We start from the raw sequence: 16,533 nt of genomic DNA, 5'->3' as shown, positions 1-16,533 counted from the left end.
CTACACTTGTATCAATCATAAGTAGTTTGTGTTGTGACTAGATTAGCATAAAAACCTTTTTGTTTCATCAATGATGAATGGTCGCCTTTCTCTATAATGGCACCATCCTTTAAGACAAGTATCATATCAGCCTTTTCGATCGTATTCAAGCGATGTGCTATGATAAAACTAGTCTTTCCTTTCATTAATGTTTGCAATGCATCTGTAATTCTTAATTCTGTAATCGTATCAATACTGCTTGTCGCTTCATCCAATATTAAGATGGCAGGGTCTGCAAGCATTGCCCGTGCAATTGCAATTAATTGTCGCTGTCCCTGGCTGATGCCTCGGCCATTGCCTTCAAGAACTGTGTCATACTGCTCTGGAAGCTGTTGAATAAAAGCATCTGCGTTCGCAAGACGGGCCGCTTCCAATACTTCCTGATCGGTTGCATCCAATTTCCCATAACGAATATTTTCTCTTATCGTAGTATCGAATAGGTAGGAATCCTGAAGCACCATTCCGAGATGTTTTCGAATACTACGATTACTTAATTCACTCAACGGAACACCATCCAGTAATATTTCCCCTTCTCTCTCCATAAAGAAACGTGCCAGTAAGGAAATAATCGTTGTCTTACCTGCTCCGGTTGGTCCTACAAGTGCAACTGTCTGACCAGCCTCTGCATGAAACGAAACATTTCGTAGAACCTGTTCCTCTTCATTATAGGAAAAAGACACATGATCAAATATTACTTCTCCTTTTACCTGCTCCAATTCCCGCTTTCCTTGATATAATTCTTCTTCGTCCTGATCCATCACTTCAAATGCTCTTTCTGCACCCGCTACAGCTGAAAGAATCGTGTTAAACTGATTCGCCAAATCATTTAATGGTCGCGTAAACTGTCGGGCATAGGTAGTGAAAGTAACAATGATTCCAATCGTAATAGCCTCAGCATCGGTGTATAACACGATCCAGCCACCGACACCGACGATGATCGCAAAACCAAAATTATTCAAACCGTTCATTAACTTAGGGATAAATCCAGAATAAACTTGCGCCCAATAGCCAACTTCGCGTAACTTTTTATTCTGCTTCCGATACTGTTCGATCACACGCTGTTCTTGATGAAACAGTTTTACCATCGAGTGACCTGACAACGTTTCCTCCAGAAATCCTGTCATTTCTCCTAATTCACGTTGCTGCTCTTTAAAGTAATAGCCTGTTCTGTTCGTTATCCATTTCATCCCGGCATACATAAGCGGTACGATGGTAATCGTCATTAATGTCAGCAACGGACTTAGCAACACCATCACGACGAGTGTCCCTACCAATGTTAATACACTCGTTGTCACTTGAATAACAGCCGTGTTTAACGTTCTGCTGACGTTCTCAATATCATTCGTAAGGCGACTCATTAAATCGCCGCTTTGTGTTTTTTGAAAACTAATCAATGGCAATCGGAGTACATGACCAAATAATTCCTGGCGCATCGAATAGACCGTGTTTTGTGATATGTCTATCATCCAGTAATTTTGCAGTGCCAATGTTAGTGAATGTAATATAAAAACAACCACGAGGATGATCAATATTGTCTGAAAGGAAAACATGCTTGTCGCACCAGTCATCACATCAACGGCAATCCCAATAAAATAAGGACCGAGCAGTGATAACACAGCACTTGCTACAATCATCGCCAGCACTAACCAAAACATTGCCTTGTCTGTCTCCATATAACTCCATATTCTCATCAGGGTTACACGGAGATTTTTCACTTTCGGCTTTTTGCCAATTGGCGGGTGATGTCTTGATGGCGGCTGTATCGGTTGATTTTTATTCGTCATCAATCTTCACCCCTTTCTTTAATTGAGAATCGGCAATCGATTGGTATAGCTGATTCGTGTTGATTAACTGCTGATGTGTGCCCATCCCCACTATTTTTCCTTTATCAAGGACCAAAATCTGATCCGCATCCTTTACCGAACTTATCTTCTGGGAAACAAGGAAGGTGGTACATTTTCGTTGACGTATAGCCTCTAAGACTTTTGTCTCCGTCGTAGCATCAAGCGCACTGGTACTGTCATCTAATAACAACACTTTCGGATTATCAGCCAATGCTCTTGCAATCGAAAGCCGTTGTTTCTGGCCGCCAGACAAATTCACACCGCGTTGCCCGATGACAGTGTCATATTGATTAGGCAATGACAGGACAAAATCATGAAGTTGCGCTTCTATCGCTACCTTCTTAGCTTCGTCTAATGATAAATGATCATTTCCCCACGTAATATTGTCCAATATTGTACCTGAGAACAAGAAGCCTTCCTGGGGCACTAACGTGATATCATGTCTCACTCTATTTCCCAATTGTTCAATCGGTACGCCATCTATCCAAATCGTTCCATTAGAAGGATGATATAAGTAAGGGATTAAGTTCAACAAGGTCGTTTTTCCAGATCCGGTTTCTCCTAATATACCTACTCTCTCCCCTGCTTTTACGGTGAAATGCAGCTGATCAAGCACGTTTCGCTTCGAGTTTGGATATTGAAAGGATACATCGACAAACGCCACATCTCCATGTAAGTATGTACGTTCTTGTGCAGCATCCACTTGATCATCACATTGGGCAGACAACACTTCATCAATTCGATTTGCGGAAGCCCTTCCTCTTGAAAGGTTCATTAGTAAAAAGGAAAATACTCCTAGAGATGCCAGCATTCTTGTGGCATAATTGATAACCCCAACTACTTCACCGGCTTGTGCAGAGTCTGTTTCCAATTGCAAATAACCAAAACCTAACAAAGCAATCATGGCAACATTCATAATCAACATCACGATCGGCATCACCATTTCCATGATCCATAACGCCTTGCTGTTTTGATCCTTTAATTTGGCATTAATTGCAGCAAAACGTTTATTTTCAAATGTCATATGATGGAATGCTTTCACCAGTTTAATTCCTAATAAATTCTCTCTGATAACAGTATTAACTCGATCAATTTGCTGTTGCACATAACGAAATAATGTCATCCCTTTGATTAACAAAAAGAACATGACAATCATCAAAATCGGGACCGCCGCAAGCAAAATCAACGCTAATGAAACATTAAGTGTAAATGACATCACAATACCAAACACTAAAAATAGCGGTGCTCGCAACATAATGCGCATAAATGCAAATAACAAGTTTTGTACTTGTGTCACATCATTCGTCATTCTAGTTAATAAGGTAGAAGTAGCAAACTGTTGCATCTTCATCGCAGAAAACATCTGTATATGACCAAACATATCATTACGTAAATCATGCCCTACCCCTTGGCTTACCTCAGCAGCAAAGAACGAACTTGTAATACCTGCAGCAAAAGCCACAATGGTAATTCCTAATAAAACACCGCCATACACGTAAATAACCTGCATATTTCCAACTTGAATCCCATCATCAATCATTTTAGCCATAATAATGGGCTGGACCAGTTCCACTATTAATTCAACAATCATTAAAAAAAGTGCAATACTCATCGCTTTTCGGTATGTATTGGCATATTTTAATATACGTTTCATCATTTTCCCCCATCATCTTTCTTACCTTATTATATCGAATAAAAAGCGCTTACTCCATTTATCACTATTAAGCCTTTGTAAAAAATATTAACGCATTTATAAAATTGTAATGTTATGGTAAATTCTATGGCTTTTTTACTAGATTACGTAGATAATATCTATGCAAGAATAATTAGGAAATATTGTGAGACTATTTACCAACACAGTAGATTTTCCAAATGTTTACTTAGATAATATTCTTGCACCATTATCTATTTCAAGGGGGAATAGGAAACAATGAAAAAAATATTATTATTGTTGATGATGTTGCTAACATTCTTTGTCATCACTGCTTGTGGTACGGAAGATGAAACCAATGGCAGCAGCGAGAATAGTGACAGTTCGACAGAAGAATCTGGTGAAGATACTTCATCTGATGAAGCAGATGCAAGTGAAGAAAGTGATATGCCAGAAGAACTAGTAATGGGATTTGTTCCTTCTCAAGATTCCGAAACGATTGCAGACACTGTTGCACCATTAGCGGACAAGTTGTCTGAAGAACTAGGTATTCCTGTTGAAGGGAAAGTAATGACAAACTATACAGCCCTAGTTGAGGCAATGGGTACAAACGAAGTACAGATTGGTTTTATTCCTGCTTTTGGTTATGTATTAGCAAACGAAAAACATGATGTAGAAGTTATTTTAAAATCAGAACGTTATGGAAGTGGAACCTACAAGGCACAATACATCGTCAGTGCAGACTCTGATTACGAAGAGTTATCAGATTTAAAAGATGCTATTTGGGCTTATGGTGACCCTACTTCTACAAGTGGTTACTTATTCCCGGCTGCTCAGATCATGGATGAGTTTGATGTAGAAAATCCAGAAACAGAGTTTTTCTCTGAAGCTTTCCAAACAGGTGGACACGATAACTCAGCGATCGCGGTATACAACGGGGAAGCTGATGTCGCAACAACATTTGACGATGTTCGCGGCGATTTAGAAGAAGAGTATCCAGATATTATGGAGAAGACGAGAATTCTTGGCTACACAGACGATATTCCGAATGACACCATTTCCGTTACAAAGGAATTAAGTGACGACTTAGTCCAACAAATTAAAGACACATTCTTAAGCTTTAACGAAGATGAAGAAATGATCACGATTATGAATGAAGTTTATAGTTGGGATGCGATTATCGAAGCGGAAGACAGCGAGTATGACGTAGTCCGCAGCACATACGAAAAATTCGGCGACAGTATTTCATTAGATTAATAGAATGCATGAAACAGGGGAGAGCAAGCTCTCTCCTGTTTCTCTATAAGAGGATGTTCAACAGGTGGGTAAGTTCGCTTTAAACTGCTGCGCTCGTTTGCATTTATACTCTTGTCCTCCTTTTTGAACACACTCTATACAGGAAAGGGGTTCAAACATGATAGAATTTCAAGACGTCTCGCTCGTATACCCTAACGGAACAGAAGGATTAAAACAAATCAATTTGAAAATAAATGAAGGAGAATTTGTTGTGATTGTTGGTTTGTCCGGCGCCGGCAAGTCTACCTTTATTCGAAGTATAAATCGGTTGGTCACTCCTACCTCAGGGGCACTCCTGGTTGAAGATGAAGATATCCTTCAGTTAAAAGGCTCTGGCTTAAGAAGACTTCGCACCAAAATCGGAATGATCTTCCAAAGCTATAATCTAGTAAAACGATCTACCGTAATGAAAAATGTTATTTCTGGACGCTTAGGCTATACTGGCACATTTAAAAGTATCCTTAATATTTTTTCGAAAGAGGATAAGCTGCTCGCCTATGAAAATTTAAAACGAGTCAATATCGAAGAGAAGCTTTATAATCGCGCAGATGAACTGAGTGGTGGTCAACAGCAGCGTGTCAGTATTGCACGTGTATTAACGCAAAAGCCGAAATTAATTCTTGCTGATGAACCTGTTGCAAGTCTTGATCCACCTACTTCTCACCAGGTGATGAAGTATTTAAAGCAAATTAATCGTGAGGATAACATCACAACCATCGTTAACTTACACTTCATTGACATGGCGATGGAATATGCCGATCGGATTATTGGCATGCGAGCTGGAGAAGTGGTGTTCGACGGACCAGCCAGTGAGGTAACCGAAAAGACATTTGAAGAGATTTATGGTCGTTCTATTCGTGATGAGGACCGCCGAGGAGGGGTTGAGGATGAATAAGCCATCAACCTATGTACCAAAAGGTATCTATCCTTTTAAGACAAAAATGATTATGACCGTGGCCTTAATTGTCGTCGTTGGCTTTTATTTAGTCAGTTCCATTAAAACCGAATCATTTATTATTGATATTTTTGTAAAATTACCGAATGTATTTGGGCTCATTAGTGATTTTTTCCCTCCTGATTGGGGGTATGTGGCTCAAATATGGCCAAAATTGTTTGAGACCATACATATGGCTATCATCGCTACTACTGTCGCAGTTATTGTCAGCATTCCGTTCTCGCTTTTGACAGCAAACAATGTGACAACAAACAATGTACTATATCAAGTGATGCGGTTTGTACTGAATTTAATCCGTACCATTCCGGACATTATTTTAGCAGTTGTTTTTGTCGGTTTATTTGGGATTGGTGCTTTTTCAGGTATTATGGCATTAATCATTTTCTCTATTGGAATCCTTGTGAAACTGATGAGTGAAGTAATTGAGGCAATTGATATGAATCCAACCGAAGCGATTCGTGCTTCTGGAGGAAATAGTCTACAGACGATTAGTTTTGCAATCGTTCCGCAAGTTCTACCACAATTTATTTCATTCAGTCTATATGTATTTGAGCTAAATATTCGTGCTTCACTAGTGCTAGGTTACGTTGGCGCTGGTGGGATAGGTCAACTATTGAATAAAGAAATGAATTTCCTTAACTATCCAGCAGTTAGCAGCATTATCATCATTGTTTTTGCAGTTGTCGTTATCATTGACATGATTAGCGCTAAATTAAGGGAGGGACTAGTATAATGACAGAACAGCATCCCCTTCCTCAGCCACCTAAAAACAAATGGAAAATGATCAAAAGAATATTTATTTTAATCATTATTTTACTTATTTATATTTGGACGATCTCGAGCATAAGCATTCGTTGGGACAAGATCTTCAGCAGTCGTACATTAGAAAACTTCGACCGGATCATCCCACGCTTTTTTCAACCAGCCGTCGCAGAAACCGAAAGCATCGTCGAGAAAATGATCGAGACGATTTTTATTGCCTATACCGGCTCATTGGCAGCCGCAATTATTGCAGTACCGTTAGCTTTTTTGTGTGCATCGAACATGGTCAAAAACAAAGTTCTCAACAATATCGGCATGTGGATATTAGGTGCAGTTCGCGCATTCCCGGAAATTGTTCTCGCAATTATCTTCGTCGCAGCAGTTGGTCCGAATCCATTTGCCGGGGTCCTTGCAATTGCAATAGGCTCGACAGGTATGCTCGGCAAATTGTACTCGGAAGTGATAGAATCGATTGATATGCATGTCATCGAAGCATTAGAAGCAAGTGGTGCAAACAAGCTGCAAATTCTCTTTTACGGGATTATGCCACAAATACTGCCGGAGTTTTTGTCTTATGCGATCTACCGTTTCGAAATAGACGTCCGTGCTTCATCTGTTCTTGGTATTGTCGGTGCTGGCGGTATTGGTACATTAATCACCTTCGCCTATATGAATCGTAACTGGGAAGAAGTCGGGATGATTCTGCTCGTAATCATCATTACCGTTACTGTTATTGATCAGATTTCCGGTTTTATCAGAAGAAGATTAGTATAGATACACATATACCTAGATAAAAAGGTAATGCCGAACAACACGACTGTCTTCATGGATATTCGTGTACGTTCGGCTTTTGTTTTTGTTCTGTATTTTGTGCTGATACATTTCTCCAGGATTAAGTTTTCTTACACTTTTATTCGGACGTTTTTTGTCATTGTATGAATAATACCAGTGATGACAAAAATCATGATTACACTTATTAGTAAGCTTAACCAGGCAGATGCATCCGGTAAATGTAATAATTCATAAAATGGCATCTTAATTTTTTCTCCCCATACACTGGATTGAACCATGACAATCGGATGAGCCAGAACAATAAAACTAATTCCAGTGACCCACTTTTCACTATAAAATCCGGCACTTATGAACCAGCCTACTACATAATAAAGCAGGATATCCGCAAGTAATTTAAGATAAAAGGAAGCAGGCATTATTACTGCTTCTTTATAGCTCGTCATTGCAGCAATTCCATACTCTATTCCTGAAAGGATGATGATAATAATAGAAAATGTGAAAACCAAAGCAACAATTGACTGTATTACTCCTTTAAAATAGGCAAGTCTTGTTACCCCATTTCCCACAAAATACTTGATAAACCCTCCCATGGACAGTAAACCACAAATAAGAAAGAAGATTCTTGATGTATCAGCGACAGCATAGGCAATCGACCAATCCGTATTGTACTTTTCAAAAACCGGTAAGTTAATTTGAACGCCACCCCCAAGAGCCGCAACAATTCCAGCAATGATCATGATGACAACCGCCACACCAAGGTACCATAACATCCACGTTGCGATGGTTTGATACATGGCCAATCCAACTAGATTTGCTTTCGATTTCATTCGCCATCCTCCTTCGTCAAATGAATAAATAATTGTTGCAGAGTGATAGTAGTTAGAACGAGATTAAGTCTCTTAGCTTCTGCAATATCTGCATCTGACATGTTCCCATACAAGGAAACAGATTTTGTGCCACCAAGCTCCTGCTCATGTAAGATTTGCTTTTCTCCTGCAAATTGCATGACTTGTTCTTTCGGACCCGTAACAGTGACGCCTCGATTGCGAAGTTCATCTGCCTCTTCATGCAACAATACTTCTCCGTCATCCAGCATAATTACTTCTTCAAATAGCTGCTCCATCTCTGAAATTAAGTGAGTGGAAAGGATCATGATTCTAGGATTATCGATAAAATCTTGCAGTACCTCTTCATAGAAAATTTCTCTTGCAGGGGCGTCCATCCCTAAATATACTTCATCAAAAATAGTGACTGGCGCTCTGCTTGCCAAGCCTATCACTGCTTGCAGCGCTGATTGCATTCCTTTAGACAGATTGGATACGGTTTGATCTTCTGGTAATTTAAATCGTTTCATCAGACGCTCCGCATAATCATTGTCAAAGTTAGGTCTGAAAAGAGCTACACCTTTTATATAATCTTTCACTTTGTCTGTTTCGTCATCCCATTTTTCATCGCGAATGAAGATGACCCGTTCCATAAGCTCCGCATTTTCAAATACAGATTCTCCATCTAGCATCATTTCTCCGCCATTTGCCTTTCTAAATGCAGCCAATACCGATAGCAGCGTGGTCTTTCCAGCTCCATTACGTCCAAGTAAGCCATAAATTTTCTTTCCGTCTAAATCAAACGATATATTATCAAGTACTGTATTACCCTGCAGCTGCACGTTCACTTGTTTGGCTGATATTTGTTCGACCATTACATATCCCTACCTTTCGCTTCATCAATCATTTTTTTTACTTCCTCAACCGAAATATCCAGTTTCTCCGCCTCATACAACAGATTCAATACATAGTTATCACGAAATTGATGCTTTCTTTTTGCGCGCAACTGCTTAACAGCACCTTCTATTACGAACATTCCAACACCTCTTTGTTTGTACAACACACCTTCATCCACCAGCTTGTTAAATCCTTTTAATACTGTTGCTGGATTTATTTTGTAATGTGCAACAAGCTGATTGGTCGACGGTACCTGCTCCCCTTCCTGTAAGGTTCCATTTACAATTTCGTCTTCAATCATCTCTTTTATTTGAAGAAAAATCGGTTTATCCTCATCTAACGTAGCCCGCATGCTATACCCCCTTTATCACAAATGTTAAATGGTTAGTTAGTTATGCAGTTAACTATATATCGGTTTATGTATAAAGTCAATTGTTTTTTTATTCCAAAATTAATGTTCGTGCAGGATAAGAATGTGGAACCAGGAGCTTATAAAACTTATCACTAAAAACTAACGTAAGTATATACACCTTCCTTTAATACGGATTATGTAGACTAGCATCTAACTGATAATTTTGAGATGATTCATGTGCTCAGATACCGCTCCAGCCAACCACTTCGTGTCCTGTGGGGCACGGCTGAAGCTAACTTTGCGAAGAAAGGCACTTCACAAAGCGGATCTTCAGCACCTGCCTGTCCCGCGGGAGTCTACATGGTTGGCCTACGCTATGATAGGGACTCTACAACTTTTGTATGAGCTAGCATTTTGACAGCCTGTATAATAGCAACAATTAAATCAATAACATAATGACTAGAACCACTGCTTTTAGCTGTTACATACGTTGTAGCACTTTCCCTTAAGCGTAGGAAATATGCGGAGACTCCCGTTGAATCAGCGCGAGCTGAAGATCCACTTAGGAAAGAAAAGAATTTTCTTTCCTAAATTAGCTGAAGCCGTGCCCACAGGACGCGGAGCATATTTCCGGAGCTTTGCTAAGCAGATAAAATATATCAAAATGACCATTTTGCAATACAGTCCCACTTTACATAATCCGTATTATAAGAACCCGCACTTTTATTTTCTTAATCTCAGGCAAAAATTTTATAATTTGGCTTTTATGATGCATAATGCCTTCTTCATTCATAAGAAAGACCAAATCAACGAATGATTTGGTCTGAAAAACATATTTTATTATCCAAGCAACCCTTTAATAGAATCAACGATATTCTGGAAGAAGTTCTTCACCCCTTGCCAGAAACCTTCTGTATCGCCACCTGTTACTTCTTCCAACTTACCTTGTAAATCGGATACAATGGAATCCAGTTGATCTCTTACTTGTCCAAAATCAATATCCAAGTTACGCATTCTTTCAAATAAATCCGTCAGCATCTGGCGATCTTCTGGACTTAGTTCGATGTTTAACTGATTTAATTGATCCTGGACAATTTGTTCTACTTCTTCTTTTGTCGCTGGATTTTGTTCAGATATTTGTTTCTTAATTTCTGTCAATAACTCACTTACTTTTTCTTGATCAATTCCTGCTTGCTCAGCTAAATTGGTTGCGACATCTAATTCATCATTCGCCACTTCCATACGATCCTGATCAAGTGTTTCTCCATCAACGTTAAAAGCTTTATAAATTCCAGTTAGTGCCGAATGGCCTGTAACCTTTACCGGGGAAGCTACTTCGATTAACGCATTCTCCACACCTGCAGTCAGTAGCGCATTCGCATACATTTCCTTCGTTACCTGTGTAATACTTTCTGGATTTACAATATTAACGACTACCCCATAACCATCTTCTTTTCGCGTAATTTTTGCAGATGAGTACATATTAGAGCTTGGATCACCACCGATGTAGTTTACCAAGTCATCTGCAGTGACAATGTATTCGTCTACTTGCTCAGCATCTGTCGCACTTAACAGATTTCGCACCTTATCCTTCTGATTATCGGACAACGCCTCACCAAGCACCAGCTTCGGTTTACCATATCGCTCATCGATGACCGTTTCATCACCCTCACTTGCTGATACAAAAGGTGAAACAACTAGTCCCAATATCGCCAACACAACAAGCATCCACGTGATTTTTTTCATGTAAAATACTCCTTTACACCTTTATACTTACCTTATATATTATGATAGATTTCACGGATTATGGGAAGAATTTTTGTCATTTTCTATCAATTTTACATAATTATAAAACTATTTATCCCCAATTATTGGCGAAAGCCTTCACTTTCTTATGTTTTTAATTCTCAAATTTCCATCACTTCAAGTTACTACTCACGCTCTTTACGTATAATTAAAAAGCAGAGGTGCTTGTATCTAATCTAGATCAATCCCTCTGCTTTTTCTTCGTTATCCTTTTTTCGCGATGACATCCATTTCCACACCGACACCTTTAGGTAATTGGCTTACTTCTACCGTTGCCCTTGCTGGATATGGCTCTTTCAGAAACTTAGCATATGCTTCGTTGATCGTCGCAAAATCATCCATATTCGTAATATAAATAGTGAACTTCGCTACATTGGCAAATGTCAAACCTGCTTCGGTTAAAATTGCCTCTAAATTTTTCATGACTTGGTCCGTCTGTGCCGCGATATCTCCTTCCACTACTTCCATCGTTTCTGGATTTAACGGGATTTGGCCCGAAACAAAGACCAAATCTCCTGCATCAATCGCTTGTGAATATGGCCCAATTGCTTGTGGTGCTTTGTCAGTATGTATTGCTTTTACCATGCTTATCGCATCCTTTCTAGTCTATTTACAGAAAATTTTAACATATAATTGATTTTTAGTAGAATAGAAAGAGACTATTTTTAGAAAAAGGGTGATAAAAGTGGAAAAAACATTTCAATTAAAAACAAATCATCATGACCAAATGATCGATATTACAGCAGAAGTAGCAAGCTACCTTCGTCAACAAGGAGTGAAAGATGGTATTGCGATCGTGTCTTCACTGCACACGACAGCCGGTATTACCGTCAATGAAAACGCCGATCCTGATGTAAAAACAGACTTTTTAAGAAGATTGCGTGAGGTTTATCCATGGGAACACCCAGAGGATATGCATATGGAAGGAAATACAGCAGCTCATTTGAAAGTTAGTACTGTCGGTCATAATCAAACCATGGTAGTATCGAATGGCAGCTTATTGTTAGGAACCTGGCAAGGGATTTATTTCTGTGAATTTGACGGTCCGCGTCAGCGTAAGTTTCATGTCAAAGTGGTGGAAGGATAAAATCCTATCATTGACCATTTAAGACCAAATCACGAATTGATTTGGTCTTTTTGCTGGCAAACGATCGCTTTTTCCATAAATGTTATTACTTCTTCCTGGACAGGATATAAATTTAAATCAGATGAGTTATCCTTTGATTTACGCGCTTCCCAGAACTTCCTTTCTAATTCGACATCACCATTAAACATTTCATTAGACAGGATCAATGTATCTTCGGCAATAAGTTTACCTTCTTCAGAACTAGGTGATTTACCTTCCTTTAAGCATAGTTCTATTCGTTTGATCAAGTTAATCCATTTAGCTATTTGACTGGAATCTGACTCCATTTTAGGTAATTGTTCATTCAATGTTTTTTGTTCCTCTTCCGAAAATAATTCTTCCATCGTATCGTTCTTTCTCGCTTCTTTTAAAGCAGGATCTTCCGAAAGTAAAGGTATTAAATTCTCCCACTGAATATTCCCTTCAAGTTTTATCGTATTTATCAGTGTGTTAGTATAGTCTAATGATTCATTTAGCTGCTTGATATTTTGTACTAATTGCTCTTTATGGACACTTAATACCGTTTCAGTCGAGATCATATTTATTATCTTTTCTATATCGTTTAGAGGCATAGAAGTAGATTTCAAAAGAAGAACTTTTTCAAGCATCAATATATCTTCCGGTGTATAAAAACGCTTTCCATTTTCCTCTTTCTTTGTTGGTACAACTAAGCCAATCTCATCATAATAGCGAATCGTTCTTACTGAGATGTTTAATCTTTTTGCAACTTCTCCTGTTAGAAAATAATTCATAAAAATTCCTCCTAACCACTTGCAGGTTACGTTACGTCACCCTTTATTCTAAATATATCACACTTATAGATGGAGGCATTAAAATTGAAGGAAAACTTATCGATGAAATGGAGCTATAAGGAACTAATTCTTTTATCAATATTGGCTTTAGCATTTGTTCCAGTTGTCATTGAGATTATATTAAATGATCTATTACACTTAGCATTTCAGAACAGTTTATACGCAGGTACAGCGACAGGACTAATAATGGCAATCGTGTTTACATCTGGCGTATACATTGTTGCGTTAAAGCCATACCACCTGAACTGGGATGAAGTAGGATTGACTTCCTTCTCCAAACACTATTGGAAATGGATTATCGTTTGGAGTTTGGTGTTAATAGTTGCTAGTATATTCGTTTTAGTAGTAATGGATTTTTTCGATATCGGGGTTGATAATAGTAAAACAGCATCTTTAAAGCAACATGTAACATGGTTTACCTTTAGTATTGGTTTCATTTCAGCCGCTATTATTTCACCTGTTTATGAGGAGATATTTTACCGTGGATTTCTTTATAAATGGTTTAGGATGAAATGGGGTGTCGGTGCTGGCTTACTATTCAGTTCTTTGATCTTCACACTTGTTCACATACCGACGTATAACACACTCCCCGTAAATTTCATTTCTGGATTGATATTTGCATGGACCTATGAAAAAACCAATTCTATTATTCCAGCAATTATTATTCATGGAATCTTTAACGGATTGGGAATTATATTAACTTCGGTCTCGTAAATATCATCCGTGTAAAACATCAGGAATAAACGAACACACGAATGCCTATACATTCCTTTCGTTTATTCCCTTTTTAAGGATGACACCTAATTAAACAGCCATAATGCTGCACTAAACAGCAAAATTGAACCAATAATACTGAGACTGACATACGTGGTTAAACTCCCCCACTTCTTTGCTTGATACAATTGAATCGTCTCCATACTGAAGGTAGAAAAGGTAGTAAATGCACCAAAAAAACCGAGACCGACCGCCAAATAGAGCGGATCTTGATAGGCATCACTTGGAAAACCGTGATAAGCAATACCGTAAAATGCGCCAAGTCCAAACGATCCGATCCAATTCACGGCAAGCATGGCTACTGGAAAAGGTGGTGACGGGAATTTATGCATAAAAATAAGACCTAATATGTATCTGAAGACTGCTCCTGCTGCTGCTCCTACTGCAAGTAATAAGCTATTCATTTGCTTTCCACCTCCACGCTAGATGCAGCTATCCGGTTGCCGATCATGTATCCACCTAACGCCAGCAACACTCCCCCAAATGTAGATATAAAAATATAAAGGATCGCTTTTAACATCGAATCATGTAACAGCATAACCGTATCGGCTGCCAATGTTGACATCGTCGTAAACCCTCCACAGAGACCTACGCCAAGTCCCGCTTTAAGCCATTCTTTTGGAATTTTCACCAGGAAGAAAGCGGTAAGAAAGCCTAATACTAAACTTCCTGTTAAATTTTCAATTACAGTTCCAAGTGGAAATGACGAGTCAACGAAGAGATTTATACCATAACGACCTAACGCACCAACAGCAGCACCAACCGCTATGGCTGCGATGTTTTTACTATATTGCTGGAACATGACGTTCAACCTTTCTATGAATCAAAACTTATTTGTGAGATGTATTCTTATTGTTAAAACTCATACCATAGTTACATTCCTAGTCATGGGTCTGCATCGTGTAAAAAGATAGTCACAGTATATCATTAATGCTCTTACCAATTCTAATCTTCTCTCGTACCGACTGGATATTTATGTTAAAATGAAATAACTTGAATCTGGCTTGTATTTGAAAGGTGGCTATGCAAATGAACAAATTCAGCTGGTGGATTGGAATTAGTGTTGCTGTCATTTCAGTGATCATTGGGCTTTTTTCCCGTAATTTGGAGCTGGTATTAACCATCTCCGGCATTGCGTTTATCGTACCGGTTTTATTGGCAGTCATTTTTTCAGGGGCATTAGTTAGCGGAGACAGGATGCATTCTATTTTTCTTACAGAATCAAAAGAAAAAAGAACTGAAAAAAATCGATGGATAAAGAATCTATTAGCTATAGCTCTTCCTAACTTATTCGTTATTCTAATAATCGTAGGGATAACGTATGGAGCCGGTTAAGAATTATCCAGTATATATCAGGGGATAGGGGAGAAGTTTTATGGTCTTTATTGTTTTGCTAAGAGTTATTGGCATACCGATAGCTGTATTTTTTCTGTTAAAATGGCTATACCAAATCAAAAAGAATAGCGATTTACAGGTGGAACAGAACAAAAAAATGATTCAGCTCTTAGAAAAATTGATAAAGTGAGACTTCAATCAGTGGGGGTTTTGACCCCCACTGATTGCTAGCGAAACTTATCAGGGAATTATCGTCCGTTTATCCCCCACTTAGCTTCTATTTATCTCTCGAATCTTGAAGTGGGGATATTACGGACGGTTAACGCCGTGATAAATATTCATTCGTATGAGGAGAAAGTGATATGGAAGTTAGGCAATTACAATATAATGATGCAGAAATATACTTAAAGATAAGACTGGAAGGTTTACAAAACAGCCCTACCGGATTCGCCTCCAGTTATGAGGAGGAAAAGAAGCAGACTGCTGAGAAATACCAAAAGCGATTTGCCTCACCAGAAACTTCCTTTACTTTTGGCGCATTTGAAAATACTGAGCTTGTTGGCGTAATCACTTTAGTAAAGGAACCTTTGTTCAAGTTACGTCACCGTTCCAAATTAGTAGCGATGTATGTAAAACCAGATCAGCGAGGAAAAGGGATAGGAAAGGCCCTTTTACTTAAAGCAATTGAAAAAGCAAAAAGTATAGAAGGACTGGAACAAATCTATTTAACCGTAGTCGATACCAATGCTTTCGCGAAACGATTATATACTTCCATAGGTTTTGAGGTTTGTGGAACAGAGAAGCGCTCATTAAAAGATGGAAATACGTATCATGATGCAGAGCATATGGTATTGTTTCTTTAAGGCGGGATGGGATGCATTTATATTTCACTCAAAGTAAATATGTGTTGAGATCAAACTTTATGTTAATTTTGATGGCTGTCGTTTTAATGGTATTAACCTCTTTTATTTCCGCAGGTATTCCAATTTTTATAGTGGGGAACTTTGTTTCAACTATTACTTCCAGTTTAGTGATCATTCACTTTTTCATTTCACTTACAGGCGGAATCCTCTACTCTTTATTTTTAATACCTTTCCATGTAAAGGTTGCCAGGCAGATCGCTGCAATTAATAATTTGACGGTACTGCAAACCTTTATTCGAATTGAATCAGTATGTATACTTATATGCTCCATTATATTTGAAAGTATACTGATCATATTGATAGGATAGCTTCACTTTATACTTCTCATATTAACCATTTTATATA

Annotated in this window: 19 protein-coding genes; 9 read left to right on the top strand and 10 right to left on the bottom strand. The window is 38.5% G+C overall.

The window, feature by feature from the left end; genetic code table 11:
- Positions 1–11: 11 nt before the first annotated feature.
- Positions 12–1,823: an ABC transporter ATP-binding protein gene (locus MUN88_RS08395; protein ID WP_244723267.1), complete on the bottom strand. Its 1,812-nt coding sequence runs from the start codon at positions 1,821–1,823 to the stop codon at positions 12–14.
- Positions 1,813–3,540: an ABC transporter ATP-binding protein gene (locus tag MUN88_RS08390; RefSeq protein ID WP_244723265.1), complete on the bottom strand. Its 1,728-nt coding sequence runs from the start codon at positions 3,538–3,540 to the stop codon at positions 1,813–1,815. Before MUN88_RS08390 ends, MUN88_RS08395 begins: the two co-directional genes overlap by 11 nt.
- 273 nt (positions 3,541–3,813) lie before the next feature.
- Here MUN88_RS08390 and MUN88_RS08385 point away from each other — a divergent pair, with 273 nt between their 5' ends.
- From MUN88_RS08385 to phnE (MUN88_RS08370), 4 genes are all read left to right on the top strand, one after another.
- Entirely contained in the window at positions 3,814–4,791 is a 978-nt protein-coding gene (locus MUN88_RS08385; RefSeq protein WP_244723263.1) for a phosphate/phosphite/phosphonate ABC transporter substrate-binding protein, read from the top strand.
- Between the two features lie 157 nt (positions 4,792–4,948).
- Positions 4,949–5,725, top strand: coding sequence for a phosphonate ABC transporter ATP-binding protein (gene phnC / locus MUN88_RS08380; protein ID WP_244723261.1), 777 nt, complete (start codon positions 4,949–4,951; stop codon positions 5,723–5,725).
- Positions 5,718–6,518, top strand: coding sequence for a phosphonate ABC transporter, permease protein PhnE (gene phnE, locus MUN88_RS08375; RefSeq protein WP_244723259.1), 801 nt, complete (start codon positions 5,718–5,720; stop codon positions 6,516–6,518). Before phnC ends, phnE (MUN88_RS08375) begins: the two co-directional genes overlap by 8 nt.
- On the top strand, positions 6,518–7,321 hold the full coding sequence (gene phnE, locus MUN88_RS08370) for a phosphonate ABC transporter, permease protein PhnE (protein ID WP_244723257.1): 804 nt from the start codon (positions 6,518–6,520) through the stop codon (positions 7,319–7,321). The genes phnE (MUN88_RS08375) and phnE (MUN88_RS08370) overlap by 1 nt, the downstream gene beginning before the upstream one ends.
- 128 nt (positions 7,322–7,449) lie before the next feature.
- Here the strand turns inward: phnE (MUN88_RS08370) and MUN88_RS08365 are convergent, their stop codons facing one another.
- The 5 genes from MUN88_RS08365 to MUN88_RS08345 all read right to left on the bottom strand — a co-directional run bounded on the left by MUN88_RS08365 (position 7,450) and on the right by MUN88_RS08345 (position 11,803).
- Positions 7,450–8,166: a hypothetical protein gene (locus tag MUN88_RS08365; RefSeq protein WP_244723255.1), complete on the bottom strand. Its 717-nt coding sequence runs from the start codon at positions 8,164–8,166 to the stop codon at positions 7,450–7,452.
- Positions 8,163–9,038, bottom strand: a complete 876-nt coding sequence (locus tag MUN88_RS08360) for an ATP-binding cassette domain-containing protein (RefSeq protein WP_244723253.1) — start codon at positions 9,036–9,038, stop codon at positions 8,163–8,165. Before MUN88_RS08360 ends, MUN88_RS08365 begins: the two co-directional genes overlap by 4 nt.
- The gene (locus MUN88_RS08355) at positions 9,038–9,412 is read right to left on the bottom strand and encodes a GntR family transcriptional regulator (protein WP_244723250.1); all 375 of its coding nucleotides are present in this window, start codon (positions 9,410–9,412) and stop codon (positions 9,038–9,040) included. The genes MUN88_RS08360 and MUN88_RS08355 overlap by 1 nt, the downstream gene beginning before the upstream one ends.
- An 840-nt stretch (positions 9,413–10,252) precedes the next feature.
- A complete protein-coding gene (locus MUN88_RS08350; protein WP_244723247.1) occupies positions 10,253–11,158 on the bottom strand; it encodes a DUF1002 domain-containing protein in 906 nt (301 codons plus the stop codon).
- 264 nt (positions 11,159–11,422) lie between these two features.
- A complete protein-coding gene (locus tag MUN88_RS08345; protein WP_244723244.1) occupies positions 11,423–11,803 on the bottom strand; it encodes a RidA family protein in 381 nt (126 codons plus the stop codon).
- 100 nt (positions 11,804–11,903) lie between these two features.
- On the opposite strand from MUN88_RS08345, the gene MUN88_RS08340 reads away from it, so the two are divergent.
- Complete coding sequence (locus MUN88_RS08340; RefSeq protein WP_244723242.1) at positions 11,904–12,305, top strand: secondary thiamine-phosphate synthase enzyme YjbQ; 402 nt, start codon at positions 11,904–11,906, stop codon at positions 12,303–12,305.
- Positions 12,306–12,334: 29 nt separating this feature from the next.
- Here MUN88_RS08340 and MUN88_RS08335 read toward each other — a convergent pair whose 3' ends face one another.
- The gene (locus MUN88_RS08335) at positions 12,335–13,096 is read right to left on the bottom strand and encodes a MerR family transcriptional regulator (RefSeq protein WP_244723240.1); all 762 of its coding nucleotides are present in this window, start codon (positions 13,094–13,096) and stop codon (positions 12,335–12,337) included.
- Between the two features lie 84 nt (positions 13,097–13,180).
- Between MUN88_RS08335 and MUN88_RS08330 the strand changes: the two genes are divergently transcribed.
- Complete coding sequence (locus MUN88_RS08330) at positions 13,181–13,870, top strand: CPBP family intramembrane glutamic endopeptidase (RefSeq protein ID WP_244723238.1); 690 nt, start codon at positions 13,181–13,183, stop codon at positions 13,868–13,870.
- An 86-nt stretch (positions 13,871–13,956) separates the two neighbouring features.
- Here the strand turns inward: MUN88_RS08330 and crcB are convergent, their stop codons facing one another.
- Both crcB and MUN88_RS08320 read right to left on the bottom strand, forming a co-directional pair.
- Positions 13,957–14,334: a fluoride efflux transporter CrcB gene (gene crcB, locus MUN88_RS08325; protein ID WP_244723236.1), complete on the bottom strand. Its 378-nt coding sequence runs from the start codon at positions 14,332–14,334 to the stop codon at positions 13,957–13,959.
- Positions 14,331–14,732, bottom strand: a complete 402-nt coding sequence (locus tag MUN88_RS08320) for a fluoride efflux transporter FluC (RefSeq protein WP_244723234.1) — start codon at positions 14,730–14,732, stop codon at positions 14,331–14,333. Before MUN88_RS08320 ends, crcB begins: the two co-directional genes overlap by 4 nt.
- 227 nt (positions 14,733–14,959) lie before the next feature.
- On the opposite strand from MUN88_RS08320, the gene MUN88_RS08315 reads away from it, so the two are divergent.
- The 3 genes from MUN88_RS08315 to MUN88_RS08305 all read left to right on the top strand — a co-directional run bounded on the left by MUN88_RS08315 (position 14,960) and on the right by MUN88_RS08305 (position 16,128).
- Positions 14,960–15,265, top strand: a complete 306-nt coding sequence (locus MUN88_RS08315; protein ID WP_244723232.1) for a DUF5316 family protein — start codon at positions 14,960–14,962, stop codon at positions 15,263–15,265.
- 40 nt (positions 15,266–15,305) lie between these two features.
- Positions 15,306–15,455: a hypothetical protein gene (locus MUN88_RS08310; protein WP_244723230.1), complete on the top strand. Its 150-nt coding sequence runs from the start codon at positions 15,306–15,308 to the stop codon at positions 15,453–15,455.
- A gap of 172 nt (positions 15,456–15,627) precedes the next feature.
- Complete coding sequence (locus MUN88_RS08305; protein ID WP_244723228.1) at positions 15,628–16,128, top strand: GNAT family N-acetyltransferase; 501 nt, start codon at positions 15,628–15,630, stop codon at positions 16,126–16,128.
- Positions 16,129–16,533: the final 405 nt, after the last annotated feature.

This window comes from Gracilibacillus caseinilyticus, from assembly GCF_022919115.1.
Lineage (GTDB): Bacteria > Bacillota > Bacilli > Bacillales > Amphibacillaceae > Gracilibacillus > Gracilibacillus caseinilyticus.
This window is presented reverse-complemented; position numbering and strand designations above follow the sequence as displayed.

Coding starts and splice junctions, on each gene's coding strand:
- MUN88_RS08395 (WP_244723267.1), bottom strand. CDS start 1,823: ATGACGAATAAAAATCAACCGATACAGCCGCCATCAAGACATCACCCG.
- MUN88_RS08390 (WP_244723265.1), bottom strand. CDS start 3,540: ATGATGAAACGTATATTAAAATATGCCAATACATACCGAAAAGCGATG.
- MUN88_RS08385 (WP_244723263.1), top strand. CDS start 3,814: ATGAAAAAAATATTATTATTGTTGATGATGTTGCTAACATTCTTTGTC.
- phnC (WP_244723261.1), top strand. CDS start 4,949: ATGATAGAATTTCAAGACGTCTCGCTCGTATACCCTAACGGAACAGAA.
- phnE (WP_244723259.1), top strand. CDS start 5,718: ATGAATAAGCCATCAACCTATGTACCAAAAGGTATCTATCCTTTTAAG.
- phnE (WP_244723257.1), top strand. CDS start 6,518: ATGACAGAACAGCATCCCCTTCCTCAGCCACCTAAAAACAAATGGAAA.
- MUN88_RS08365 (WP_244723255.1), bottom strand. CDS start 8,166: ATGAAATCGAAAGCAAATCTAGTTGGATTGGCCATGTATCAAACCATC.
- MUN88_RS08360 (WP_244723253.1), bottom strand. CDS start 9,038: ATGGTCGAACAAATATCAGCCAAACAAGTGAACGTGCAGCTGCAGGGT.
- MUN88_RS08355 (WP_244723250.1), bottom strand. CDS start 9,412: ATGCGGGCTACGTTAGATGAGGATAAACCGATTTTTCTTCAAATAAAA.
- MUN88_RS08350 (WP_244723247.1), bottom strand. CDS start 11,158: ATGAAAAAAATCACGTGGATGCTTGTTGTGTTGGCGATATTGGGACTA.
- MUN88_RS08345 (WP_244723244.1), bottom strand. CDS start 11,803: ATGGTAAAAGCAATACATACTGACAAAGCACCACAAGCAATTGGGCCA.
- MUN88_RS08335 (WP_244723240.1), bottom strand. CDS start 13,096: ATGAATTATTTTCTAACAGGAGAAGTTGCAAAAAGATTAAACATCTCA.
- crcB (WP_244723236.1), bottom strand. CDS start 14,334: ATGAATAGCTTATTACTTGCAGTAGGAGCAGCAGCAGGAGCAGTCTTC.
- MUN88_RS08320 (WP_244723234.1), bottom strand. CDS start 14,732: ATGTTCCAGCAATATAGTAAAAACATCGCAGCCATAGCGGTTGGTGCT.
- MUN88_RS08315 (WP_244723232.1), top strand. CDS start 14,960: ATGAACAAATTCAGCTGGTGGATTGGAATTAGTGTTGCTGTCATTTCA.
- MUN88_RS08310 (WP_244723230.1), top strand. CDS start 15,306: ATGGTCTTTATTGTTTTGCTAAGAGTTATTGGCATACCGATAGCTGTA.
- MUN88_RS08305 (WP_244723228.1), top strand. CDS start 15,628: ATGGAAGTTAGGCAATTACAATATAATGATGCAGAAATATACTTAAAG.